Below are 24,135 nucleotides of genomic sequence, written 5' to 3' on the forward strand. Positions count from 1 at the left end.
TGACTTGGCCGTCCGCCTTGCGCCAGAGGCAGGGAAAAACAAGCCGCTGGAGACGCTAAGATGGCCGTCGCATTCACCTTTCCGGGACAGGGCAGCCAGGCCGTCGGCATGGGCAAGGACCTCGCCGATGCCTTTCCTGAGGCGCGCCGCGTCTTCGAGGAGATTGACGAGGCGCTTGGCGAAAAGCTGTCGAAGCTGATCTGGGAAGGACCCGAGGAAACCCTGACGCTGACGGCCAACGCGCAGCCGGCGCTGATGGCGGTGTCGCTTGCGGCGCTGCGGGCGCTGGAAGCGCGCGGCTTTTCGTTGAGGGACAAGGTGTCTTACGTTGCCGGCCATTCGCTCGGCGAATATTCAGCACTTGCCGCCTCCGGCTTCGTCTCGGTCGCCGATGCCGCGCGGCTGCTGCGCACCCGTGGCAATGCCATGCAGGCGGCAGTGCCTCCGGGCGAGGGGGCCATGGCGGCGATCATCGGGCTGGAGCAGGCCGATGTCGAAGCCGCCTGCGCGGAAGCGGCACAGGATTCCGCCAATGGGGCGGTTTGCCAGGTCGCCAACGACAATGGGGGCGGCCAGCTGGTGATTTCCGGCGCCAAGTCAGCCGTCGAGCTGGCGGCGAAGTTCTGCACGGAAAAGGGCGCCAAGCGGGCGCTGATGCTGCAGGTCTCGGCCCCGTTCCATTCGGCGCTGATGGCGCCGGCGGCCGAGATCATGCGCGAGGCGCTGGCCGGGGTGGCGAAGAAGGCGCCGGTGATTCCGGTCGTCTCCAATATCAGCGTGACCCCGACGAGCGACCCGGACGAGATCGCCCGCCGCCTTATCCAGCAGGTCACCGGCCGCGTGCGCTGGCGCGAGACGGTGGAGTGGTTTGGCCAGAACGGCGTCTCGACGCTCTACGAAGTCGGCGCCGGCAAGGTGCTGTCGGGCCTGGCGCGGCGCATCAACCGCGACATCGCCACCGGCGCCGTCGGCACGGCGGCGGAAGTCGAGGCGGCGCTGGCGGCGCTGGGGTAAGCAGGGGCTTTTCAATTTCATCCGCAGGTGCGGCGTGCCCACATCGGTTCGACTTTCTCCCGAAATCGAGCAACGCCTAAAGGATCTGGCGCGGAAGACGGGTCGAAGCAAAGCTCAACGCCTGCGAGATTTCGTTGAGCGCAGACTTGAAGATCTTGAGGACTACTATCTAGCCGCGGAAGTGCTGGAGCCGATCAGGCTCGGCGAAGAATCGGTCGTGAGCGCCGAGAACTTCTGGTATGGCCTAGACGGCATGACGAATACAGAACGAGGGTCGCTAGCGGGGCGTCCAGAAGAGAGAGGTTTAAAGAAATGTTCGAACTGACCGGCCGCAAGGCCCTCGTCACCGGCGCATCGGGAGGCATCGGCGAGGCGATCGCCAGGGTGCTGCACAGCCAGGGCGCCATCGTCGGCCTGCACGGCACCCGTGTGGAGAAGCTTGAAGCGCTGGCCGGCGAGATGGGCGAACGCGTGAAGCTGTTTCCGGCGGATCTGACCAACCGCGACGCGGTCAAGGCGCTCGGCCAGAAGGCCGAGGCCGATCTCGAAGGCGTCGACATCCTGGTCAACAATGCCGGCATCACCAAGGACGGGCTGTTCGTGCGCATGTCGGACGCCGACTGGGATTCCGTGCTGGAGGTGAACCTCACCGCGGTGTTCCGCCTCACCCGCGAGCTGACGCACCCGATGATGCGCCGCCGCCATGGCCGCATCATCAACATCACCTCGGTGGTCGGCGTCACCGGCAATCCCGGCCAGACCAATTACTGCGCCTCCAAGGCCGGCATGATCGGCTTTTCCAAGTCGCTGGCACAGGAAATCGCCACCCGCAACATCACCGTCAACTGCGTCGCTCCGGGCTTCATCGAATCGGCCATGACCGACAAGCTCAACGACAAGCAGAAGGAAGCGATCATGGCGGCGATTCCGACCCGGCGCATGGGCACCGGCGCCGAGGTCGCTGCCGCGGTCGCCTATCTCGCCTCGGACGAAGCCGCCTACGTCACCGGCCAGACCATCCATGTCAACGGCGGCATGGCGATGATTTGATCGACCAAGGTCGGGCGGCTGTGAAAACAGCCATTTCGGCTTGGACGCCCGCCATTTTTCGTGTAATGCGGCCGGCAACCCGGCGGTTCGGGCAAAAACCGGTCCTGTGGCGTTGCGTTTCCCATAAGACCATCTTTCAGCTTGATTAGCGGCATTCCGCCCGCTAACGAAGACAACACAACGTAAGACGAGGCCCCAAATGAGTGACACCGCAGAGCGCGTCAAGAAGATCGTCATCGAGCATCTCGGCGTCGATGCCGACAAAGTGACGGAGCAGGCGAGCTTCATCGACGATCTGGGCGCGGATAGCCTCGATACGGTCGAACTCGTCATGGCGTTCGAAGAAGAGTTCGGCGTCGAGATTCCGGACGACGCCGCCGAAACCATCCTGACTGTCGGCGATGCCGTGAAGTACATCGACAAGGCCTCGGCCTGAGACTTTCCGCGGGCATCACCGGGGAGGACCTGCGATGAGGCGAGTCGTCGTCACGGGCCTTGGCCTGCTTTCACCGTTCGGCACGGGCGTCGAGCACAGCTGGAAGGAACTGCTTTCCGGCCGCAGCGCTGCTCGCCGCATCACCGAATTCGAGGTGGACGACCTTGCCTGCAAGATCGCCCACATCGTTCCGCGCGGTGACGGTGCCAACGGCACCTTCAACCCCGAGGCCGTGCTCGAGCCGAAGGAACTGCGCAAGATCGGCGACTTCATCCTCTACGGCATCGCGGCCGCCGACGAGGCGCTGGCCGATTCCGGCTGGAAGCCCGAGACGCATGAGGATCAGTGTGCCACCGGCGTGCTGATCGGCTCCGGCATCGGCGGCATCGACGGCATTGCCGAGAACGCGTTGATCCTCAAGGAGCGCGGTCCGCGCCGCATCAGCCCGTTCTTCATCCCTGGACAGATCATCAATCTGGTCTCCGGCCAAGTTTCCATCCGGCACGGGCTGAAAGGCCCGAACCATGCGGTCGTCACTGCCTGTTCGACCGGCGCGCACGCCATCGGCGATGCCGCGCGGCTGATCATCTGGGGCGATGCCGACGTCATGGTGGCCGGCGGCGCCGAGGCGCCGATCACGCGGCTTTCCATGGCAGGGTTCGCTGCCTGCCGCGCTCTATCCACCGAGCGCAACGACACGCCCGAGATCGCTTCGCGCCCCTATGACCGCGACCGCGACGGCTTCGTCATGGGCGAGGGCGCCGGCGTCGTCGTCCTGGAAGAGCTCGAGCATGCCAAGGCGCGCGGCGCCAGGATCTATGCCGAAGTCACCGGCTACGGCCTCACCGGCGACGCCTATCACATCACCGCCCCGGCCGAGGATGGTGACGGCGCTTTCCGCTGCATGACGGCGGCACTGAACCGGGCGAAGCTCTCGCCCGCCGATATCGACTACATCAATGCGCACGGCACGTCGACCATGGCCGACACGATTGAGCTCGGCGCCGTCGAGCGGCTGGTCGGCAATGCCGCCTCCAAGATTTCGATGTCGTCGACCAAGTCGTCGATCGGCCATCTGCTGGGCGCCGCGGGCGCCGCGGAAGCGATCTTTTCCATCCTCGCCATCCGCGACAACATCGCCCCCGCCACCATCAACCTCGACAATCCGGAACGCGAGACGGCGATCGATCTCGTGCCGAACAAGCCGCGCCAGCGCCAGATCGATGTGGCGTTGTCGAACTCCTTCGGCTTCGGCGGCACCAACGCCTCGCTCGTCTTCCAACGTTATAATGGCTGAGCATTCAGCCCGCCGGCAGGTCCGCCGCCTGCCGTCATTTTTGCCAAATTTGTCCCTACGCTTCGGCTAGGGGATTCGTTGCAAGATCAGACGGTAGGGCGCCATGAATACAAATCCGGGCGGCGGCGGGGAATTCGGACAGCGTCCGACGCAAGGACCGATCGTGCCCAAGACCGCCGCCGAAGCGTTGCGCCCCGAGGCCGGCACGCCGCCGCCGTCGAAACGCTCGCGCGCCTCGCGCAGCCAGGTCGTCGTGTTCCTGAACTTCTTCCTGTCGGTGGTCATCCTGCTCGTGCTCGCCTCCGGCGCGGCACTCTATTTCGGCATGCAGGCCTTCGTTGAGCCCGGCCCGTCCGCCAATGGCGACACTTTCATGGTCAAGCCGAACACCGGCGTGCAGGAGATCGCCGACCAGCTGGAGCGTCGCGGCCTGGTCAGCGATGCCCGCATCTTCAGGCTGGGCGTTCGCGCCACCGGCAACGATTCCGCTCTGAAGGCCGGCGAATACGCCATCAAGCCGCGCGCCTCGATGCGCGACATCATGGAACTGTTCAAGAGCGGCAAGTCGGTGATGTATTCGCTGACCATCCCCGAGGGACTGACGGTCGAGCAGGCGCTGCAGCGCGTGGCCGACCAGGAGGCGCTGACCGGTGACATGCCGGCGACCATGCCGCCCGAGGGCAGCATCGCCACCGACACGCTTCGCTTCACCCGTGGCGCCACCCGGCAGCAGATGGTCGACAAGCTGGTCGCCGATCAGAAGAAGCTGGTCGACGACGTCTGGGCGCATCGCGCGCCCGACCTGCCGATCGCCAACATGGACGACTTCGTCATCCTGGCCTCGATCGTCGAGAAGGAGACGGGCAGGGGCGACGAGCGCTCGCGGGTCGCAGCCGTCTTCCTCAATCGGCTGGCCAAGGGCATGCGGCTGCAATCGGACCCGACCATCATCTACGGCCTGTTCGGCGGCAAGGGCAAACCGGCGGACCGTCCGATCTACCAGTCCGACATCGACAAGCAGACGCCCTACAACACCTATCTGATCAAGGGCCTGCCGCCGACGCCGATCGCCAATCCGGGCCGCGCCGCGCTGGAGGCGGTGGCCAATCCGTCGAAGACTGACGACCTCTATTTCGTCGCCGACGGCAATGGCGGCCATGTCTTTGCCGCGACGCTGGACGAGCACAACCAGAATGTCGCCCGCTACCGGGCGCTGCAGAAGAAGCAGGCGGACGCCGCCGCCAAGGCCTCGGGCCAGACGACGGCGCCGGCCGCTCCCGATGACAATGCCGGTTCCGATTCCGGTGAGGCCGGCGAGAACGGCGACGCGGGCGGCGACGCCGCCCAGTAGGCCGCGGCCTTTACCGGAACTGGCCCGCCTCCTTTGACGCCGGGCCGTATTCATGTTTTGAGGGGACTTCCGACGCTGGCCAGGGGTTCGGCGTCTTGCAAGGGGCGTATGTTCAGGCAATCGCGCCCGGGCTGCGACAGGGGTGACACGCATCATGAACGTGCAGAGCATGACCGGTTTCGCGCGAGCCGTTGCTGAACGCGACGGCACCTCGATCGCGTGGGAAGTGAAATCGGTCAACGGCAAGAGCGTCGAGGTCAGGCTGAGATTGCCGCAGGGCTTCGACCGGCTGGAACTCCTCGTGCGGCAGACCGTGCAGAAGCGCTTCGCGCGCGGCAATTTCCAGGCGACGCTGACCGTCGCCCGCGCCGCCGCCCAGCAGGCGCAGCCGGTGGTCAACGAGGCGTTTCTGAAGGATCTGGCGGGGCTGGCCAGGCGCCTCCAGGAGCAGTTCGGCACCGCTCCCGCGACGGCTGACGGCCTGCTGGCGCTGCGCGGCGTGCTCGACATTCCGGAAGCCGTCGAGACCGACGAGGAGAGGGCCGCCCTCGACGCCGCGATCCTGTCGGCGCTGGACACGGCGCTTGCCGGGCTGGAGCAGGCAAGGCAGAGCGAGGGCGCCGCGCTGCGCACGCTGTTGTCCGGCCATATCGCCGCCATCGAGGCGCTGACACTCAAGGCCGAGGCCGACCCTTCGCGCGAGCCGGCGGCGATCCGCGCGCGCATCGCCGAACAGGTTGGTCTGCTGATGGACGCGTCGGCCAATCTCGACGCGGTTCGGCTGCATCAGGAAGCGGCCTTCCTCGCCACCAAGGCCGACATCCGCGAGGAGATCGACCGGCTGAAGACGCATGTCGCTTCCGCGCGCGCGCTGCTTTCCGGCGGTGGCGCCGTCGGCCGCAAGCTCGATTTTCTGGCGCAGGAATTCAATCGCGAATCGAATACCCTGTGCTCCAAGTCGAACGCTGCCGCGGTCACTGCGGTCGGGCTGGAGCTCAAGGCGGTGGTCGACCAGTTTCGCGAACAGGTTCAGAATCTGGAGTGACGGGGATGGTTGCCAAGGAACCGACGGCTGCCAGGGACTTGGGATCCCGCATCCGCCGCCGCGGGCTGATGCTGGTGCTGTCGTCGCCATCGGGCGCCGGCAAGTCCACGATCGCGCGCAATCTTCTGGAAAGCGATTCCAGCCTGGAGCTGTCGGTCTCCGTCACCACCAGGCCGCGCAGAGGCTCGGAGATCGAAGGCGTCCACTATCATTTCCGCACCATGCGCGAGTTCGAGCGGCTGCGCGATTCCGACGCGCTGCTGGAGTGGGCCGAGGTGCACGGCAATTTCTATGCGACGCCGCGCGAGCCGGCCGAAGCGGCGCTGGCCGAAGGCCGCGACATGCTGTTCGACATCGACTGGCAGGGCGCCCAGCAGCTCAAGGAGAAGATGCGCGCCGACATCGTCTCGATCTTCATCCTGCCGCCCTCGATGAAGGAGCTGAAAGCGCGCCTGAAGCGCCGCGCCGAGGATCAGGAGCAGGTCATCGAGACCAGGCTGAAGAATGCCCGCGTCGAGATCGAGCATTGGAAGGAATACGACTTCGTCATCGTCAACGACGATCTCGACCGCGCCTTCGCCGAGGTCCGTGCCATCGTCACCGCCGAACGGCTGCGCCGCGACCGCCGCCCGGGCCTGTTCGACTTCATCTCCGGGTTGCTTGACGAGAAGACGGAGTAAGGCAGCTCTCCTTCTCCCCTTGCACGGGAGAAGGGAAGGGCGCAGCTCAAATCGCGTTCGTCAACCTTACGAATTCCTCGACGCTGAGCGTCTCGGCGCGGCGCGTCGGATCGATGCCCGCGCGGGTGAGCAGCGCTTCCCCGCCCAGGCTCTTCACGCTTTGCCTCAGCATCTTGCGGCGCTGGCCGAAGGCGGCTTCTGTGACTCGGCCGAGCCGCTTGCCGTCGGCGAGCAGGGGGGAGGCGCGCGGCACCAGATGCACCACCGAGGAGGTGACCTTGGGCGGCGGCGTGAAAGCCTGCGGCGGCACGTCGAACGCGATCTTTGCTTCCGTGCGCCAGCCGGCCAGCACGCCGAGCCGGCCATAGGCGTCGCTGCCCGGGCCGGCGGTGATTCGCTCGGCCACCTCGCGCTGGAACATCAGCGTCATCGATTGGTAGAAAGGCGGCCATTCGGCCATCGTCAGCCAGCGGATCAGAAGCTCCGTGCCGATATTGTAGGGCAGGTTGGCGGCGATCTTCACAGGGCTGCCATCGGCCTTGCTTGCAAGCGCGGCGAAATCCGTCTTCAGCGCGTCGCCGGGAATGACCTCGAGCCGGCCGGGATAGTGGCTGGACACCTCCGCCAGCGCTTCCAGGCAGCGCTCGTCGCGCTCGATGGCGATCACGCGCTTGGCACCGTTGAAGAGCAGCGCCCGGGTCAGCCCGCCGGGGCCGGGGCCGACCTCGATCACCGTCGCCTCGCCGAGCTCGCCGGCCGTGCGCGCGATCTTGCTCGTCAGGTTGAGGTCGAGTAGGAAATTCTGGCCGAGCGCCTTCTTCGCCTGCAGGCCGTGCCGCTCGATCACCTCGCGCAGCGGCGGCAATCCGTCGATGGTCACGCGCCCCCCGCTCAATCAAGCCTCATGCGGCCGCGGCCTGGCGGCCGCTGTCGGCCAGCCGGCGCGCGAGCCTCAGCGCAGCGATCAGGCTGTCGGCGCGCGCGATGCCCTTGCCGGCGATGTCGAAGGCCGTGCCGTGGTCCGGCGAGGTGCGGATGAAGGGCAGGCCGAGCGTCACGTTGACGGCCTCGTCGAAGGCCAGCGTCTTGGCCGGGATCAGCGCCTGGTCGTGATACATGCAAAGCGCTGCGTCATAACCGGCGCGTGCCAGCGGGTGAAACATGGTGTCGGCCGGCAGCGGCCCGACAGCGTCGATGCCCTCGGCCTTGAGCGCCTCGACGGCCGGCTGCACGATGGAAAGATCCTCCGAACCCATTGCCCCGCCTTCGCCGGCATGCGGGTTGAGACCGGCAATGGCGAGCCTCGGCCGCGCGACGCCGAAGCGGCTGTGGAGGTCGGCGGCCGTGATGCGGGCCGTGCTGACGATCAGTTCGCTCGTCAGAACCCTCGGCACCTCGGCAAGCGCGATGTGGATGGTGACCGGAACGGTGCGCAATTCGGGTCCGGCAAGCAGCATCACCGGTGTCACCTCGGCGCCGGTATGGCGCGAGGCCAGATGCGCCAGGTATTCGGTGTGGCCGGGAAAGCGGAAGCCGGCGTCATAGAGCGGCTTCTTGGCGATGGGGCAGGTGACCACCGCGGCGGCCTGTCCCGCGAGGCAGTCGGCGACGGCGCGGTCGATCGCCTCGATGGTGCCCGCGGCATTGGCCGGGTTCGGCTTTCCGGGACTGTCGATATGGCGGGCGTAGAGCGGAACGATGGGGAGGGCGCGGGGAAAGTGATGCGCCGCTTGCCCCGGCAAGGTCTCCACGATCGCTATCGTTGCGCCGATTTCGCGCGCCCGCGCCGCAATAAGGGCCGGGTCGGCGAGCAAGTAGAAAGGCGGCACACCGGCGCTGTCGCCTGCCTGCCAGGCGGCGATGGCGATCTCCGGTCCGACGCCGGACGGATCGCCGACGCTGAGCGCCAGCGGCGCATCGGTCCTGCGCGCGCTCATGGCGTCCAGCGGGGCGCCGTGCCTGCTTCGGGGCAGAGCGGAAGGCTCGAGCTGTGTCCTGTCATTCGGCGAAACGCCCTAAAGCATGTCTCCCGAAAGTGGGAACCGGTTTCGGGACAAAGACATGCGTAAATCAAAAAACTAAAGCACACGGAGCGAATCTGAAAGATCGCGACGCCCTTTAGCGCTCGACGATGTTGGCCTTTTTGCGCAGTTCCTCGACATATTTCTTGCTGAGCTCGTCGGCGTCCTTGTCGTTGCTGCCGCCTTCGGCCTGGAACACCATCTGGGCGGCCTTGTCGTCGGAAACCTCGCGCGAGGAGCAGATGCCGATGAACTCGACGCCGCGTTCGGTCTCGCGCGTCGGCGTCGCGCCGCCGACCTTGGTCGCCTTGATCTGCTCGGCCCAGTCCGACGGCAATTGGGGCGCCAGCACGCGGCCGAGATCCCGCACCGTGACGTCGAGCAGTCCCTTGGCGAATTCGCGCGTGGTGTTGCAGCCGTTGAAGCGGGCGCGCATGGCGTCGGCCTCGCGCTTGCGCTTGGCGAGCGTCGCGGCGCGCTCGGAAGCAGGCACCACGAAGATGACCTGCTGCAGCATATACTCCATGGCGGTCGGCTTGGAACCGCCCTTGTCGAGCATGCGGCGGACCGCATCCTGCTCGGTCACCGAGCCTCCCTCGCCGGAGCGGTAGCGCGCGCCAAGGGCCTGGTTCCAGGCCATCTGCGCCCGGATGAACTCCTTGAAATGCTCCTTGGTGACCCCCGACTGCGTCATGACGGCGTCGAGCTTCGCCAGTGGCATCTTGTTGTTGGAGGCAAAACGCTGATAAGCGGCATCGACCTGCTGATCGGTGATGCGGATGCCGAGCCGCCGGGCCTCGGCAAGGCGCAGCGTCTGGTCGATCATCTCCTGCGCTGCATCGCCCTTCTTGCGCTGCAGTTTGAAAAATGCGGCGCGGTGCGCGATGTCGCCCGTGGTGATCGGTATGTTGTTGACGACATATTTGATCTGGCTGGCGAATGCCGGCGGCGTCATCGCCGTGATCGAAACCGAGGTCGCCGCCACCAGCAGCGCGAATCCTGCCGAAAACAGGTATTTCCTCATCTCACCTTCCCAATTCCTATCCGCCACGTCGGCGCCGCACGTCCTCCGAACGCATGCGCTATGTGGTCGACCCCATGCCCGTCCTATGCGGCGAAACAATGTCGCCGGTGCATGACCCCGGGAATCGGCCCCATTTTCGAAGGATCATGCACCAAATCAAGGTTCATGGCATCGCCCGCGCCCGACGCGCAACGCCGTGGTCCGCGGCTGCCGCTTACTGGATCGTATCGACAGCGGCGGTCGACGAGCCGAAATCGCCGAGCGTGCGGAACGACAGGTTGAAGCCGATATTCTGCGACACCTCCTTGGTGACCGTATCGCGCGTCTGCGAGAACGTCATCACATAGGTGAAGCAGGAATCGTTGTAGGCGAAGCCGACGCCATCCTTGACCAGAACGCTTGTCTGGAGATCGTAGGTGCCGGTGCCGAAGACCCGCCAGTTCTCGGCCAGATGCGTCGAGGCGCCGAGCGTGACCTCATGGCGATCCGTGGCAAAGCCATAGAGCGGCTGCGCCTGGATGAAGGCATATTTGGCGCTGAGCGAAACCGGCAGGCCGGAATAGGCGGCCTTGATCTCCGCGCGCCTGACCTCGAAGGTCTGCTCGTCGAAACGGCCGCTGAGCGAGCCCGAGAAACCGCTTGGGCTGTTGAAGCCGACAAGGCCGACATAGTCGGACTTCGCCGTCTGCAGGCCCGAATAGGCGCCGACATTGACAAGGTCCGGAGCGTCGAAGGAGTTCTCGCCGCCCAACTGATAGGACTGGCCGAAGATGGCGTTGGTGCCCCAGCCGCTTTCATAGGCGCCCGAATAACGGAAGCCGACATTGGCGCGCGTGCCGCCTTCGATCCGGTCGTAGCCGGAGAACTTGTCGCGCTCGAACAGCGTCGTTGCGTCGAAGACGAAGCTCTGCGCGTCTTCGTTCGGAATGGCGAGGCCACCGACATATTGCTCGTTCGGGCGCACGAAGATCTGCGCCGTCGGCTCCAGTACGTGGCTGGAGTTCGGCATCGAGAACAAGAGCGGCCAGCGCGCCTCCAGGCCGAGCGTGGCCATGTAGCGGGCGAGCGAGGAGCGCATGTCGACGGCTTCGCCCAGATTCGACGCCATCTGGTTGACGGCGACCAGCGAGGCGGCGGTCTCGGAGCTGTATCCGGTGTCGCCGCGCAGCGCGAGCAGCGGCGTCAGTTGCAGGCCGCCATCGGTGGTGAAGGTGCGCTTCCATTCGGCTTCCGCCGTCAGCCGGCTGGACTGGCCCTCGAGGCCGCGCACGTTGTTGATGGAATCCGGATCCTTGATATCGGCCAGCACCGCGTCCAGCCGGTCGCGGCTGATGACGCGCGCATTGACGTTGAGCGACAACTGGCCGCCTGCCACCGACATGTCGGGGATATAGGCGTAGTCGAAAGACGGCAGCACCCAGGGCTGCTTGGCGGAACGCGCCGTCGGGTCGCTGGACAGCGTGTCTTCCTGCACTTCGAAGCGCATTGCCCTGATGTCGAAATAATTGCGGTCGCTCAGGCCCGTCAGATAGATCGACGACTGGTGGACGAGATCGTTGTAGCCGTCGATGTTGTAGGTGCGCGAGAAATTCTTGTCGGTCTGCAGCAGCACGTCCCAGCCGAAGTTCCAGCGTTCGTTGATGGCGAACTGACCCCTGGTGCCCATCATGCCGCGGAACTTGTTGGGGTCGTTGGGCTCTCCCGAATCGACGGTGAAGCGATTGCCCGTGCCGATGAAGGCGTCGGGATCCTGCTGATTGATGCCGGCGATCTTCAGGCTGTATTCGCCATTGTTGAAGCGCTGGCGCCATTCGGCCTCGCCGAGGAAGCCCTGCTTGGTGTAGCCGCTGCCGGTGACGGTCAGGTCATAGGTCGGCGAGAGCGCGAAATAATAGGGAACCTTGAGACCGACGCCGAGGTGGTTGTTGTAGACGATGCCGGGGATCAGGAAGCCGCTCTTGCGCTTGACCGTCGGGTCGGCAATCTCGAAGGCCGGCAGGTAGGCGAGGGGGAAGCCGAAGAACTCGAAATTCGCATTCTCGAAGCGAACCGTCTTCTTTTCGCCGTTCCAGATGATCTTTCTCGCCTTGACGCGCCATGTCGGCGCCGAATCGGGCTTGTCCTCGCAGGGTTCGCAAGCGGTGTAGATGCCATTGTGGAACGTCGTCAGCACACCGCCCATGCGCTCGCCGCTCTCGGCGGCGAAATAAGCCTTCTCGACCGTCTCGACCCGCAGCGCGTTGACGAAACCGTCGGCGAAGTCGTCGGTGATGTCGATATGGTCGGAATTGATCTTGGTGCCGTCGCTGTTGATGAGCTCGACCGCGCCGCTGGCGACCAGGCGCTTGGTGTCGCGATTGTACACCACGCGCTGGGCGACAAGCTTGTTGCCGCCATAGTCGATCTGCACGCCGCCGACGGCGGTCACCGTGTGCTTGTCGTTGTCATAGACGAGCGTATCGGCGGCCAGCAGCATCTGCGTGCCGGAGGGAACCGGCTTCGCCGTGATAGTCTGCGCCAGCGCCGGTACCGATGGTACCACGCAAGCAAACAGACATGCCAAGGCTGTCGCCCCATAAAGGCGTGCCAAACCGGCCTGCCTATGGCTGCGCAAACCAGCCTCCCTCACTAGCCGTCTTCCTTGTATAGCAGAAAAGTCACCCCGAAGAACATAGCCACGACAACCGGAACCCATGCAGCCACCATTGTAGGCACGAATCCGGCGACCCCGAATGCCTTGACCAGTACCGAAACGACATAAAGCAGAAAGCCGGCCAGGACGCCACCCAGAATCATCGTCGCCGACTGCCCCATTCGCGCAAATCGCATTGAAACTGTTGCCGCAATCAGCGTCATGGCGACGAGGAGGAACGGCAGCGCCACCAGCGAATCAAACTGCATGGCGAAGGCATTTGCCTTCAGCCCGAAGGAGCGGGCAACCTCGATCTTGGCCGGCAGCTCGTAGAACGGGATGGTTTCCGGGCGCGCCAGGCGTTCCTGCACGAATTCCGGCTTGAGGTTGGTTGGCACGCGGTCGGAAGCCTCGGGACGGATGACGCCGTCCTTCAACACCTTGACGTCCTGCAATTCCCAGTAGCCGTCGCGAAGGAAGGCGCGCGCGGCGTCCTTGCGCTCGACGATATTGCCCTGCTGGTCGAGGACGAAGAACACCGCGTCCGCCATCTCCAGCCCCTGGTTGAGGATGGCGCGGGCGCCGATGATGGTGTCGCCGGAGCCGGTCTTTTGCCTAAGCCACGGCGTCGTGTCCGCCGGGACGGCGTTCGACTTGCCGGCCCTGAGCTGGTTTTCCATCTGCTCGGACCAGGAAAAGCCGTGCGCGGCGATCGGGTTGAGCACCCCGACCGACAGCAGGCCGAACATCAGCGCGCCGACGCAGCACGGGAAGAGAAACTGCCAGGCCGAAACGCCGGCCGAGCGCGCGATGACCAGCTCGTAGCGGCGGTTGAGCGACACCAGCGTCGCCATCGCCGAGAACAGCCCGACGAACGGCACCGTCTGCAGCATGATCATCGGCATCCTCAGCGCCGATATGGCGAAGGCGGTGCCGTAGGTGAAGCCCGGTAGTCCGGTCGTGCGGCCCGAAAGCTCGGTGAAATCGATCAGGAACACCAGCGCCAGCAGGCCGAGGAAGAACCAGACCGTGATCGTCACATAGCGAAAGAAGAAATAGCGGCCCAGCGTCCAGCCCATGATCAGGCTCCCTGGCCGGAGGTGCCGCGCCTGGCGAACCACAGCTTGAGCGCGGTCCAGCCCTCGCTGACGCGGCCGGCGAGATTCGTCATCCAGTCGGCCCAGGCGGTGGGCAGTTCCATGCTCCGCGAGGAGACGATGAACCAGACGGAGACCGCCGACGCCATGATCGGCACCGCGTAGACCATATAGGCGTAATACCAGACCTTATCGGCCTTGCCGGCGGCGAAGAAGCCAAGCCAGCGCACGAAAAGGGCGATTGCGATCGCGGTGATCAGCGGATGGATGCGCGCCTCGCGGTGCGAGCGCGCGTCGCCTGCGACGGCAAGCGCGATCAGCGCGAAGACCAGCGAATAGGACCATTCGGAGAAGCGCTGATTGAGCTCGGCCGTGTAGCTGCCGGGCTGGCTCTGGTACATCTTGTCGTTGGGATCCGGGTTGAGCAGGTATGGCGTCGTCCGGTCCTTGGGCAGCAGCGTGATCTCGTTCGCCGCCGACATGAAGGCCGACAGGTCGAAGGCGTAGGAGGTGAAGCGGATGACCGAGAGGTCGCCGGTCACCGATTTGCGGTTGATGACGCCGTCATTCATCATCAGCACCTTCTCGTCGCCTTTTTCGACGATGCTGCCGGTCTTGGCGTAATAGGTGAGGTTGGCGCCTTCCTCGCGCGAATCAGCGACGAAGATGCCGCCGAGCCTGTTGTCGGGGAGCCGCTCGCCGATCTGCAGGAACAGGCCGTCATCGATTTTGCGGAACGTGCCTTCCTGGATGATGAGCGACAGAAGGTCGGCGCGCGAGGCCGCCACCAGCTGCCGGTTCTTCTGCCTGGCGTAGGGATCGACGCCGTTGTCGACGGCGAAGGAAAAGACGCTGGCCGCCAGCGCCAGCAAGAGGATCGGCCGCGCGATCGTCCAGCGCGAGGCGCCGGCGGCGTTGATCACCGCGAGCTCCGAATCCGTGTTCATGGCGCTCAGCGTCTGCGCCACCGCGACCACCAGCGCGAACGGTACTACGATCGGAATGATCGAGGGGATGATCAGGGCTGCGACTTCGAAGAAGGTCAGCGCCGACTGGCCGCTGTCGGTGACGAGGTCGATCTTGGCGAGCACCTGCGTTGTCCACACGATCGCCAGTGTCCAAACCAGCGCCGCCACGAACATAGCGGTGGTGCGACGCATGATGTAGCGTTCAACGACCTTCATGAAGGCTTTTCTCGATTGTGCCGAACGGCATCATGCCCGCCGACAAGGTAGTCATCCGCCGACGCTCGTACAACCGGGTCCATGGGCGGCTCATCTGGTTTGTCGCTCCACGCCATGCGCCCCCGGCGCGGCGGAGTGTCCGCGTCAATGGATAAGAAATGCAGAACATTGATGGTTAACAATAGGTTGCGGCACGAAGCTTATGTCTTGCCGCGACGAATCCTTCGGCGGTTGCAGCGCCGATATAGACAGCGATTTCGGCCAAAGTCTTGCCAAATGGCCGAAAACGACCAAATGTCGCGCACGCTTTGAAAGCCGGTTCGCGGCGCCTCACCCCGAAAGCAGGATCTGATGACTTCGAGACCTTCGATTGCCTTCGCTAAATTCGCCGCGCCCAAAAAAGGCAGCGTCTTCGTGCTTGCGGCCGAGGGCGGCGGCCTTGGCGATGCAGCGAAGGTCTGCGACCCGGCCGGCGCGTTGGCGCGCGCGTTTCCGGTCGCCGATTTCTCCGGCAAGTTCGCCGGCACGGTGGAGGTGCTGGCGCCGGAAGGAACGTCTGTCGACCGGCTGGTGGCGATCGGCGCCGGCAAGGTCGCAAGCCTCGACGACTACGCCTGGCTGAAGCTCGGCGGCGCGGTTGCTGCCGCGCTGCGCAGGACTGCGGAAGTCGCTGTGATCCTCGACCTGCCCGAGTTCCAGCCGGACGGCCGGCAGGCGGCGAACCTTGCCGCAGGCATCCTCCTGCGCAGCTACGGCTTCGACAAATACAAGACCAGGAAGGACAAGGACGAAGGCCAATCAAACGCCAACGGGGCCGACGGCAAGGCGTCGGAGACCAAAAAAGCGGAAGCGGCGAAGCCGGCCAAGATAACCATCCACTGCGCCGACCCGACCGCCGCCAGGAAGGCCTTCGCCGGTGAAGAGGCCGTTATCGACGGCGTGCTGCTCGCGCGCGATCTCGTCAACGAGCCGGCCAATGCGCTTGGACCGGTGGAGTTTGCCGCGCGCGCGAAGGAGCTGGAAGCCATCGGCGTCGAGGTCGACGTCCTCACCGAGAAGGAGATGAAGAAGCTCGGCATGGGTTCGCTGCTCGGCGTCGCGCAGGGCTCGCCGCGCGGTGCCCGCATGGCCGTCATGCAATGGAAGGGCGGCAAGGCCAAGGATGCGCCGATCGCCTTCATCGGCAAGGGCGTCACCTTCGACACCGGCGGCAATTCGATGAAGCCGGCCTCGGGCATGGAGGACATGAAGGGTGACATGGGCGGTGCAGCCGCCGTCACCGGGCTGATGCACGCGCTGGCCGCGCGCAAGGCCAAGGCCAATGTCGTAGGCGTCATCGGCCTTGTCGAGAACGCCGTCGACGGCCACGCGCAGCGGCCCGGCGACATCGTCACCTCGATGTCGGGTCAGACCATCGAGGTGATCAACACCGACGCGGAAGGGCGCCTGGTGCTGGCCGATGCGCTCTGGTACGCCAATGACCGCTTCAAGCCGAAATTCATGGTCAACCTGGCGACACTCACCGGCGCCATCATGGTCGCGCTCGGCCAGCACTATGCCGGCCTGTTCTCCAACAGTGACGAGCTGGCAGTCAGGCTGACCGGCGCCGGCCAGGCGACGCAGGAGCGGCTGTGGCGCATGCCGCTCGGCGCCGAATACGACAAGCTGATCGATTCCAAGAACGCCGACATGAAGAACATCGGCGGCCGCTATGGCGGCGCCATCATCGCCGCGCAATTCCTGCAGCGCTTCGTCAAGGATACGCCCTGGGCGCATCTCGACATCGCCGGCACCGCGATGGGCGCGCCGGCGAGCGAGATCAACCAGTCCTGGGGCTCGGGCTTCGGCGTCAGGCTGCTCGATAGGCTGGTGCGTGACCACTACGAAAGGTAAGGCTTTCGAGGTGGCCGACATCCTCTTCTACCACCTGACGGAATCGACGCTCGAGGAGGCGCTGCCTGGCCTGCTCGAGCGCAGCGTCGAGCGTGGCTGGCGCGCCGTCGTGCAGACCGGAACCGAGGAGCGGCGCGACGCGCTCGACCAGCATCTGTGGATTTTCCGCGACGATTCCTTCCTGGCGCATGCCACCGACCGCGAGGCCTATCCGGCCGAGCAGCCGGTCCTGCTCACCACGGGCGAGGGCAATCCCAACGCCGCGCAGATCCGCTTCCTCGTCGACGGCGCCGTGCCGCCCGAGCTTTCCGGCTACGAGCGCGCCGTCTTCCTGTTCGACGGCCATGACGCGGCACAGCTCGAAGGCGCCCGCGGCCACTGGAAGACGATGAAGGAAGCCGGCCACGCCGTGACCTACTGGCAGCAGACGCCCGACCGGCGGTGGGAACGCAAGGCCTGAGGGTCTTAGCGGTCGCCGATCGTCACTTTGTTGATTTTCGTGCCAGGCGGGAGGTCTTTTACCTGCCGGTGAATCTGGCCTGCGATATGGACCTTCACCACGAAGAAGGTCTTGTCCATTTGCTCAACACTCATTTCGCCGCCGAGCACGGGCGGCTTCTTTAAGTCATAGCATTCGCCATCATCGAGGACTAAACCCCTCCGTCGCGCCGCCATCACCAAGCCAGCCAGCAGAAGATCATCTTGGCGATCGGCATTGTTTAGCTGCGTTTCGAGCTCCGACCACGTCCCCGACATTTGGGTCAAGCGACCCTCGACCAAGTCTAGCAACTTGGCCGATCCGTCAGCGGCACGAAAGAAAATATCACCAAAGGCCGAAACTGCGGCAGGCTCCAAACCGTCGAGTCCGATCCAGGTCAAACCGCCCAGAGCCTCCGCGACATCCTTCCACGTGGCTCGATAAACAGGGGCTGAAGGTCGCGGGGCCATGCGTTTTTGACAAGATCCTGCTCTGCACCGGCACGCGATTTGAGGCCGGAAGTGCCAAAAATCGAAGAAACAAAACGAGAAAAAGAATTGGCCATAGTTCACCCCCGCAAAGTATACTTACAGCAGATCTATCTGCAATCAACGGGGTGTCCCCGCACCAAGCATTCGTTCGGCTCGATGATGGGCGTCGCTCCAGACCGCATTTTGAGTTAGATAGACGCAAGCTCACGCGGCGGGGGGAGGATGCGGATCAGGATCGTCGGAACCGGCAGTGCGGTGCCGGCTCGTTGCGTGACCACATGCGCACTTGAGGAGGAACTGGGCCTTGGGCGCGGTGCGCTCGAAGCCGCCACCGGTGTGGTCGAGCGCTACGTCTGCGAGGCCGAATCGCAGATCGATCTCGCCTGCGCTGCCGCGCGGGTCGCGCTTGAAGATGCCGGGCTCGAAGCCGAGGCCGTCGACCTGATCATCGGCGGCTGCGGCGTGCCTTACCAGCCGCTGCCGGCCACGGCGCCTTTGGTCATGCGGCGTCTCGGCCTCGCCGACGGTTCGGCCGCCGCCTTCGACGTCAATAGCACCTGCCTTGGCTTCCTCACCGCCTTCGAGACGGCAGGCCGCACGATCGACGCCGGGCAATGCGAGACGGCATTGGTCTTCTCCGCCGAAGTGGCTTCGCGCGCACTGCCGTGGCGGGAAGCGCCGGAGGTCGCGGCACTCTTCGGCGACGGCGCGGCGGCGGCCGTGCTGCGCAGGGCGGGGGCCGGCGAGGGCAGCAGGGTGGCGGCGAGCCTGATGCGCACTTATCCATCCGGCTGGGAAGCCTGCGGCATCGGCGCCGGCGGCACGCGCTTCGATTTCCATCGTCAGCCGGAAGAGTTCGCCGAGCACAGCCTTTTCCACATGGACGGCAAGGAACTGTTCCGCCTGACGTCGCGCCATTTCAGCAGCTTTGTCGCAGACCTGCTGGAGCGTGCCGGCTGGCGGCATGAGGATATCGACCTCGTCGTGCCGCATCAGGCAAGCCCGTTGGCACTTGCTCACATGGCGCGTCAGACCGGCTTCGCGCCGGAAAAGCTGGTCGACATTGCCGCCCGCTTCGGCAACCAGATCGCCGCCTCCATTCCCTTCGCCCTCGATATCGCGCGCCGCGAGGGCCGTGTGGCACCGGGCATGAAGCTGCTCGTCCTCGGCACCTCGGCCGGCGTCTCGTTCGGCGGCATGGCGTTGGAAGCCTGACGATGGCTGTCCTCGTCACCGGCGCCAGCGGCTTCCTCGGTTCCCATGTGCTCGAGCGGCTGGCGGCGACGGGCACGCTGGCGCTCGGCCTCGGCCGCGACGCGGCCCGTTGCGCCGCGCTGGAAGCCGCCGGTCATCGCATCATCCGCCATGATCTTTCTCAGCCGCTCGACGGAGCGCTCGATCCGAGACTGGGCAGGGTCGAGCGGGTCATCCATTGCGCCGCGCTTTCCGCGCCGTTCGGCCGTCCGCAGGATTTCGAGATGGCAAACGTCTCGACGACGCGGAACCTCCGCGACTTCGCGATCCAGCAGGGCGTCAGCCGCTTCGTCCACATCTCCAGCCCATCCGTCTGCTTTGCCTTTCGCGACCAGCTCGGCCTGACTGAGGACGTGGCCTTGCCTGACCCGGTCAACCACTATGCCCGCACCAAGCGCGAGGCGGAGCGGATCGTGCTCAGCGCCGCCGAAATCCATCCGGTGGTGCTTAGGCCGCGCGGCATTTACGGCACCGGCGATCGCGCGCTGCTGCCGCGCCTGATCAAGGCGGCGAAGAGCCGGTCGCTGCCACTCTTCCGCGGCGGTCGGGCCGCGATCGATCTCACCCATGTCGACGATGTCGTCGATGCCATCATGGCGGCGCTTGCGGCACCCAAAGAGGCCGAAGGCCAGATCTTCAACATCTCAGGCGGCGAGGTGCTGCCGGTGCGCCGCATCGCCGATGACGCCTGCGCCCGCGCCGGCCTTGAGGCGCGCTGGCGGCCGATGTCGCTGCAGCCGGCAATGCTTGCGGCGGGCCTGATGGAAGCGGTGGCGCTCAGGCTGCCCGGCAGCCCGGAGCCGCCGGTCACCCGCTATGGACTCGGCCTCTTCGCCTACGCCCAGAGCCTGGATCTCTCCAAGGCAAGACGCATGCTCGGCTGGACGCCGAAGATCGCTCTCGAAGAGGGGCTCGACCGCACCTTCTTCAGCAGGGCCAGGCTATGAAGATCGTCTTCGCCAACAGCGCCTGGGTCAACGCCGCCGAACGGCTCATCCTGCGCGGCGGCAGCTGGCAAAGCGTGCGGCTGCGCGTGCGTTACGGGCTGATCTTGCATCCCGTCGCCGGAGCGGTGCTGATCGATACCGGCTATACGCAAGAAGCGCTTTCGGGAGAGCGACGAGGCCGGATGCTGCGCCTCTATGGCGCGTTGCTGAAACCCGAGCTCAGCGCCGCGGGACAGGTCTTGCCGGTGCTGAAGCATTTCGGCCTTTCGCCGGATGACATAGGCACCGTCATCGTCACCCATTTCCATGCCGACCACATTTCCGGCCTGTCGCTGTTTCCAAAGGCGCGCTTCGTCGCCAGCGATGCCGCCTGGACGCGGGTCAAGGCGCGAACACCGCGCCGGAATTTGCGCCACGGCATCTTCACCGAGCTCTTTCCGGCCGATTTCGAGACGCGTTTGGACGGTCTGTCCTCCAAGCCGCGTGTCAAAGCGAACGATGGCGTGCCCAGCGGCGGCGACCTCTTCGGCGACGGCAGCGTGATCGCGGTCGATCTTCCTGGACATGCCGATGGGCAGTTCGGCCTGCTGTTTGCCGGCCTCGATCGGCCGCTTTTCTATGCCGTCGACGTGCAATGGCTGCTTCAAGCCTTGACCGAAAGCCGCACGCCCGGCTTCCCGGCCACGCTGATCGCCGAGGATGCCGTGGCAATCGAGCCGACCAGCGCTATGTTGCGGCGTTTCATGGCCGCTGGCGGCGAGGTGGTGCTTTGCCATGATCCGGCGCCGACCGCCTACGATCTGGCGCTGAGTGATCCGGAGGCCGCATGAACGCTTTGGCGGAAGCGATCGGCTCTTTCGCCCTGACGAGCTGGGTCTCGCGCAAGAGCCGCGCCGACTTCGAGCGCTGGCAGGCGGCCACCTTGCGCCGTTTCCTCGACCGCGACCTGCCGCTCGCGCCTTTTTATCGCGACGCGCCGGCGCGTTTCACCGACCTGCCGGTGACCGACAAGGCGCTGCTGATGGCACGCTTCGAGGATTTCAACATCCACGGCATCACCGCAGCCGAAGCCTGGGCGGCTTTGACCCGCGATGGGCGCGTCGGCTCGCTCACTGTCGGCGCAAGCACCGGCACATCGGGCAATCGCGGCCTGTTCGTGATTTCGGAGGCGGAGAAATACCGCTGGCTGGGCACGATCCTCGCTAAGGCGGCGGCCGATCTTCTGTGGCGCGGCATGCGTGTCGCCGTCATCCTGCCGCAGAACACCGGCCTCTACGACAGCGCCCGCAGGTCGCGGCTGATCGAGCTTGCCTTCTTCGACCTGACGCTCGGACCGGAACGCTGGCGCAGGGCACTGGAAACCTTCGATGCGACTGTGATCATCGCGCCGCCGAAAGTGCTGAGGCATTTCGCCGCCCAAGGCTTCCGCCTCCAGCCGAAACGCATCTTCTCGGCCGCCGAGACGCTCGATCCGGTCGACCGTCCGGTTATCGAAGATTTCTTCCGGCTGCCGCTCGACCAGATCTACATGGCGACCGAAGGGCTGTTTGCCGTGACCTGCCGGCACGGCAGCCTGCATCTTGCCGAAGACTCGGTCTTCTTCGAATTCGAGCCGGCCGGCGATGGTTTGGTGACGCCTTTGGTCACTGCTTTCCGCCGCCGCACGCAGATCATGGCGCGCTACCGCATGAATGACCTGCTGCGGCTTTCGGAGCGGCCCTGCCACTGCGGCTCGCCGCTGCGCTGCGTCGACGAGATCATCGGCCGCATGGACGATGTCTTCCGGCTGGATTCGCCGTGCGGTCCGATCCTCGTCACGCCGGATGTGCTGCGCAACGCCGTGCTCAAGGCCGACCGCCGCATCGATGATTTTCGGCTCGTGCAGACCGCGCCCGATGCGATCGAGCTGAGACTGCTTCCGGCGCTCGCCGACGAAGCTGCCGCCTCCGCACATCAGGCGGTGCGCGCGCTTCTTGAAGCACGAAAGGCAACCGCGGCCGTCACTCTAATTCGCGCGCCGCTGCCGCTGGAGACGAGCCGCAAGCTGCGCCGCGTCGAACGCCGGCCGGAGCGGGTTCCGTGAGCCGGGCGATCGCCACGGAAATGCCGGTCCAACAGGCCGACCGCGTCGAAAACATGCCGGCCAAGGTCGAGGCTTTCGTCCGGTTGTTCAATGAGGTGCCGGTAAACGACCTCGTCGCCAATCTGACGACCAAAGTCGAAACCTTCGAGGTCGCGGGCCGGACCTTCCCACAGACGCTCAACGACGCCGGCGAGGCGCCGAACTGCTACATATGCTGCCCCTCCAGCGCCTATATCGACTATGCGATAGACGAGACGCGCAACTTCGCCGCCCACCCGCTGCTGCGCCGCGCGCTCCGGGCCCTCATCGGCGCCTGCGCGCCGCTGGTGAGGGCAAGCGGCCTCGACCATCAGGTGCAGGTCAACAACTGGCTCTATTCCACCAATCCGGTGCCGCTGCTCGATCGGCGGACGATCGCTCCGCTTCGCTCGGCGCTGGTCGCACGCTTCCCCGACCGTGCCATCGTCATCCGCTCGCTGAACGAGATCGCCGATCCGACGAGCATTGCCGCGCTGAGGGCGGAAGGTTTTCGCATGCTGGCGGCGCGGCAGGTCTACATCTTCGCCGACCGCAGTGCCGTGCCCGCCATAACGAAGAACCTGAAACGCGACCGCAAGCAGCTCGTTGCCACGCATTTCGTGCGGGTCGGCGATGCCGATTTCACCGAGGCCGACTATGAGCGCGCCGAGCAGCTCTACAAGATGCTCTATCTCGATAAGTACACGCCTCTCAATCCGCACTATACGGCCCGTTACATCGGCGAGATGCACCGGCGCGGCATCATCAGCCTTGCCGGGCTGCGCCGTCCGGGCGGCGAGCTGGTCGCGGTCACCGGCCTGTTCGAGAATGGCGCCACGCTCACCCAGCCGATCGTCGGCTATGACACCAGCCTGCCGCTCGGCGAGGGGCTCTACCGCATGGTGATGGCGATGGGGCAGGACCATGCGACGGCGCGCGGCCTGTTCTTCAACATGAGTGCCGGCGCGGCGGGCTTCAAGCGCCTGCGCGGCGCGGTCGCTGCGATCGAGTACATCGCCGTCTATGCCGGCCATCTTCCGCGTCGCCAGCGCCTGGCGATCCGCGTCATGGAAACCGTGCTGGCATGGGTCGGCATTCCTCTGCTCAGGAGGTTCGAACTGTGAGCGAGCGCCGGGATCATGCGAAGGATCACTGGCAGGCGGTGGCGCTGTCGGCCGATATAGCAAAGCGGCCGAAGCGCGTCCTTCTCGATGGCTCACCGTTGGTGCTGTTCCGCTCCGCGCAGGGCATTGCCGCGCTGTTCGACCGCTGCCCGCACCGGCTGGTGGAACTCTCGATCGGCAAGGTCGTCGGCGGCGAGATCGAATGTCCCTACCACGGCTGGCGCTATGACGGCGAAGGCCGCTGCACCGCCATTCCCGGCCATGTCGGCGCCATGCCGCATTACCGCGTGCGCCGCTACGCCGCGATCGAACGCGACGGCGTCGTCTTCGTCTCTTCCGGCACGCCGCAGGGCGAACCCTATCTCCACTGCATGCAAGGCAAGGACATCATCGCGCGGCGGCTGCGCTCATCGACGCAGTCGACCGTCATCGATGTCGCAGAAAACATTCTCGACGCCACCCACACCCATTTCACGCACAAGGGCCTGCTGCGCGGCCTGACCTCGAAGCGGCACCTGGTGCAGGTCGAGGTGACCGGCGGCGAAGGCTGGGTCGAAGCCCGCTACACCGGCGAGGATCGCCAGCAAGGCCTGATCAGCCGGCTGCTGGAAGGCGAGCGCGCGAAAACCATCGGCCGCTTCCGCCATCCCGGCATCGCCGAGCTCGAATATTGGGGCAAGGACGGGCTCGTGCTCGCCACCACCTTCCACCTGCGTCAGGCCGACGAGCGCACCGTCGAGGGCGTCGGCTGGCTGATCGGCGGCCGCCAGGGCCTGCTCGGTGAGTTGAAGGCGCTCGCCTTCAAGCCGCTCTTCACCACCGCGCTGCACCAGGATCGCCGCGTGCTGAAATCGGCGAGCGACAATGCCCGTTTCCAGCCTCCGGCCTTGCCGGTGATCGGCCCGCTCGACTTCCTGCGCCGCGACATCGCAGCGATCATGGAAGGCAAGCTGCCGCCGGCGGCGGCGAGTGAGCCAAGGGTGCATCAGATCGAATTGTGATCGGCCGCGGACAGC

Annotated in this window: 22 protein-coding genes; 15 read left to right on the plus strand and 7 right to left on the minus strand. The window is 65.4% G+C overall.

Annotation, left to right across the window (positions count from 1 at the left end; translation table 11 throughout):
• Positions 1-60 precede the first annotated feature (60 nt).
• From fabD to gmk, 7 genes are all read left to right on the plus strand, one after another.
• Positions 61-1,014 carry an ACP S-malonyltransferase gene (fabD, locus tag EN874_RS22660; RefSeq protein WP_127427370.1) on the plus strand — a complete coding sequence of 318 codons (954 nt, stop codon included), beginning with the start codon at positions 61-63 and terminating at the stop codon, positions 1,012-1,014.
• A 312-nt stretch (positions 1,015-1,326) separates the two neighbouring features.
• Entirely contained in the window at positions 1,327-2,064 is a 738-nt protein-coding gene (gene fabG / locus EN874_RS22670; RefSeq protein WP_127427371.1) for a 3-oxoacyl-[acyl-carrier-protein] reductase, read from the plus strand.
• A gap of 199 nt (positions 2,065-2,263) precedes the next feature.
• The gene (locus tag EN874_RS22675; RefSeq protein ID WP_006203723.1) at positions 2,264-2,500 is read left to right on the plus strand and encodes an acyl carrier protein; all 237 of its coding nucleotides are present in this window, start codon (positions 2,264-2,266) and stop codon (positions 2,498-2,500) included.
• Between the two features lie 34 nt (positions 2,501-2,534).
• Complete coding sequence (fabF, locus tag EN874_RS22680; RefSeq protein WP_127427372.1) at positions 2,535-3,797, plus strand: beta-ketoacyl-ACP synthase II; 1,263 nt, start codon at positions 2,535-2,537, stop codon at positions 3,795-3,797.
• A gap of 103 nt (positions 3,798-3,900) precedes the next feature.
• A complete protein-coding gene (mltG, locus tag EN874_RS22685) occupies positions 3,901-5,148 on the plus strand; it encodes an endolytic transglycosylase MltG (RefSeq protein WP_127427373.1) in 1,248 nt (415 codons plus the stop codon).
• Positions 5,149-5,302: 154 nt separating this feature from the next.
• On the plus strand, positions 5,303-6,193 hold the full coding sequence (locus EN874_RS22690; protein ID WP_127427374.1) for a YicC/YloC family endoribonuclease: 891 nt from the start codon (positions 5,303-5,305) through the stop codon (positions 6,191-6,193).
• Positions 6,194-6,198: 5 nt separating this feature from the next.
• Positions 6,199-6,873, plus strand: coding sequence for a guanylate kinase (gene gmk / locus EN874_RS22695; protein ID WP_127427375.1), 675 nt, complete (start codon positions 6,199-6,201; stop codon positions 6,871-6,873).
• A gap of 46 nt (positions 6,874-6,919) precedes the next feature.
• Here the strand turns inward: gmk and rsmA are convergent, their stop codons facing one another.
• The 6 genes from rsmA to lptF form a co-directional block, all read right to left on the minus strand.
• Positions 6,920-7,753, minus strand: a complete 834-nt coding sequence (gene rsmA / locus EN874_RS22700) for a 16S rRNA (adenine(1518)-N(6)/adenine(1519)-N(6))-dimethyltransferase RsmA (RefSeq protein WP_126089502.1) — start codon at positions 7,751-7,753, stop codon at positions 6,920-6,922.
• Positions 7,754-7,775: 22 nt separating this feature from the next.
• Complete coding sequence (gene pdxA / locus EN874_RS22705; protein WP_127427376.1) at positions 7,776-8,810, minus strand: 4-hydroxythreonine-4-phosphate dehydrogenase PdxA; 1,035 nt, start codon at positions 8,808-8,810, stop codon at positions 7,776-7,778.
• A gap of 181 nt (positions 8,811-8,991) precedes the next feature.
• Positions 8,992-9,918, minus strand: coding sequence for a peptidylprolyl isomerase (locus tag EN874_RS22710; protein ID WP_127427377.1), 927 nt, complete (start codon positions 9,916-9,918; stop codon positions 8,992-8,994).
• A 214-nt stretch (positions 9,919-10,132) separates the two neighbouring features.
• Entirely contained in the window at positions 10,133-12,547 is a 2,415-nt protein-coding gene (locus tag EN874_RS22715) for an LPS-assembly protein LptD (protein ID WP_168247556.1), read from the minus strand.
• Positions 12,547-13,632 carry an LPS export ABC transporter permease LptG gene (gene lptG, locus EN874_RS22720; protein WP_189394132.1) on the minus strand — a complete coding sequence of 362 codons (1,086 nt, stop codon included), beginning with the start codon at positions 13,630-13,632 and terminating at the stop codon, positions 12,547-12,549. Before lptG ends, EN874_RS22715 begins: the two co-directional genes overlap by 1 nt.
• Complete coding sequence (gene lptF / locus EN874_RS22725; RefSeq protein ID WP_127427380.1) at positions 13,632-14,831, minus strand: LPS export ABC transporter permease LptF; 1,200 nt, start codon at positions 14,829-14,831, stop codon at positions 13,632-13,634. The genes lptG and lptF overlap by 1 nt, the downstream gene beginning before the upstream one ends.
• Before the next feature lie 351 nt (positions 14,832-15,182).
• On the opposite strand from lptF, the gene EN874_RS22730 reads away from it, so the two are divergent.
• Both EN874_RS22730 and EN874_RS22735 read left to right on the plus strand, forming a co-directional pair.
• Entirely contained in the window at positions 15,183-16,724 is a 1,542-nt protein-coding gene (locus EN874_RS22730) for a leucyl aminopeptidase (RefSeq protein ID WP_127427381.1), read from the plus strand.
• Positions 16,725-16,734: 10 nt separating this feature from the next.
• Positions 16,735-17,184, plus strand: a complete 450-nt coding sequence (locus EN874_RS22735) for a DNA polymerase III subunit chi (protein ID WP_126084960.1) — start codon at positions 16,735-16,737, stop codon at positions 17,182-17,184.
• A gap of 5 nt (positions 17,185-17,189) precedes the next feature.
• Here EN874_RS22735 and EN874_RS22740 read toward each other — a convergent pair whose 3' ends face one another.
• Positions 17,190-17,603 (minus strand): T6SS immunity protein Tdi1 domain-containing protein, encoded by a 414-nt coding sequence (locus EN874_RS22740; protein WP_168247557.1) that lies wholly within the window; start codon positions 17,601-17,603, stop codon positions 17,190-17,192.
• Positions 17,604-17,915: 312 nt separating this feature from the next.
• On the opposite strand from EN874_RS22740, the gene EN874_RS22745 reads away from it, so the two are divergent.
• The 6 genes from EN874_RS22745 to EN874_RS22770 are packed head-to-tail and all read left to right on the plus strand — an operon-like array spanning position 17,916 to position 24,120.
• On the plus strand, positions 17,916-18,908 hold the full coding sequence (locus EN874_RS22745; protein WP_127427383.1) for a 3-oxoacyl-[acyl-carrier-protein] synthase III C-terminal domain-containing protein: 993 nt from the start codon (positions 17,916-17,918) through the stop codon (positions 18,906-18,908).
• A gap of 2 nt (positions 18,909-18,910) precedes the next feature.
• Complete coding sequence (locus EN874_RS22750; RefSeq protein WP_127427384.1) at positions 18,911-19,894, plus strand: NAD(P)-dependent oxidoreductase; 984 nt, start codon at positions 18,911-18,913, stop codon at positions 19,892-19,894.
• Positions 19,891-20,724 carry an MBL fold metallo-hydrolase gene (locus EN874_RS22755; RefSeq protein ID WP_127427385.1) on the plus strand — a complete coding sequence of 278 codons (834 nt, stop codon included), beginning with the start codon at positions 19,891-19,893 and terminating at the stop codon, positions 20,722-20,724. Before EN874_RS22750 ends, EN874_RS22755 begins: the two co-directional genes overlap by 4 nt.
• On the plus strand, positions 20,721-21,977 hold the full coding sequence (locus tag EN874_RS22760) for a F390 synthetase-related protein (protein ID WP_127427386.1): 1,257 nt from the start codon (positions 20,721-20,723) through the stop codon (positions 21,975-21,977). Before EN874_RS22755 ends, EN874_RS22760 begins: the two co-directional genes overlap by 4 nt.
• On the plus strand, positions 21,974-23,119 hold the full coding sequence (locus tag EN874_RS22765; protein ID WP_245513628.1) for a GNAT family N-acetyltransferase: 1,146 nt from the start codon (positions 21,974-21,976) through the stop codon (positions 23,117-23,119). The genes EN874_RS22760 and EN874_RS22765 overlap by 4 nt, the downstream gene beginning before the upstream one ends.
• The gene (locus tag EN874_RS22770; RefSeq protein WP_127427387.1) at positions 23,116-24,120 is read left to right on the plus strand and encodes a Rieske 2Fe-2S domain-containing protein; all 1,005 of its coding nucleotides are present in this window, start codon (positions 23,116-23,118) and stop codon (positions 24,118-24,120) included. The genes EN874_RS22765 and EN874_RS22770 overlap by 4 nt, the downstream gene beginning before the upstream one ends.
• Positions 24,121-24,135: the final 15 nt, after the last annotated feature.

Origin of the sequence: Mesorhizobium sp. M1D.F.Ca.ET.231.01.1.1 (assembly GCF_003999155.2) — a bacterium.
In the GTDB taxonomy this organism is placed as follows: Bacteria; Pseudomonadota; Alphaproteobacteria; order Rhizobiales; family Rhizobiaceae; genus Mesorhizobium.

Excerpts from the sequence above, each read along its gene's own strand:
- EN874_RS22710 (WP_127427377.1), bottom strand. The coding sequence starts at position 9,918 with ATGAGGAAATACCTGTTTTCGGCAGGATTCGCGCTGCTGGTGGCGGCG.
- EN874_RS22690 (WP_127427374.1), top strand. The coding sequence starts at position 5,303 with ATGAACGTGCAGAGCATGACCGGTTTCGCGCGAGCCGTTGCTGAACGC.
- EN874_RS22750 (WP_127427384.1), top strand. The coding sequence starts at position 18,911 with ATGGCTGTCCTCGTCACCGGCGCCAGCGGCTTCCTCGGTTCCCATGTG.
- EN874_RS22675 (WP_006203723.1), top strand. The coding sequence starts at position 2,264 with ATGAGTGACACCGCAGAGCGCGTCAAGAAGATCGTCATCGAGCATCTC.
- fabF (WP_127427372.1), top strand. The coding sequence starts at position 2,535 with ATGAGGCGAGTCGTCGTCACGGGCCTTGGCCTGCTTTCACCGTTCGGC.
- EN874_RS22730 (WP_127427381.1), top strand. The coding sequence starts at position 15,183 with ATGACTTCGAGACCTTCGATTGCCTTCGCTAAATTCGCCGCGCCCAAA.
- EN874_RS22755 (WP_127427385.1), top strand. The coding sequence starts at position 19,891 with ATGAAGATCGTCTTCGCCAACAGCGCCTGGGTCAACGCCGCCGAACGG.
- fabG (WP_127427371.1), top strand. The coding sequence starts at position 1,327 with ATGTTCGAACTGACCGGCCGCAAGGCCCTCGTCACCGGCGCATCGGGA.
- fabD (WP_127427370.1), top strand. The coding sequence starts at position 61 with ATGGCCGTCGCATTCACCTTTCCGGGACAGGGCAGCCAGGCCGTCGGC.
- lptF (WP_127427380.1), bottom strand. The coding sequence starts at position 14,831 with ATGAAGGTCGTTGAACGCTACATCATGCGTCGCACCACCGCTATGTTC.
- pdxA (WP_127427376.1), bottom strand. The coding sequence starts at position 8,810 with ATGAGCGCGCGCAGGACCGATGCGCCGCTGGCGCTCAGCGTCGGCGAT.
- gmk (WP_127427375.1), top strand. The coding sequence starts at position 6,199 with ATGGTTGCCAAGGAACCGACGGCTGCCAGGGACTTGGGATCCCGCATC.
- EN874_RS22745 (WP_127427383.1), top strand. The coding sequence starts at position 17,916 with ATGCGGATCAGGATCGTCGGAACCGGCAGTGCGGTGCCGGCTCGTTGC.
- mltG (WP_127427373.1), top strand. The coding sequence starts at position 3,901 with ATGAATACAAATCCGGGCGGCGGCGGGGAATTCGGACAGCGTCCGACG.
- EN874_RS22760 (WP_127427386.1), top strand. The coding sequence starts at position 20,721 with ATGAACGCTTTGGCGGAAGCGATCGGCTCTTTCGCCCTGACGAGCTGG.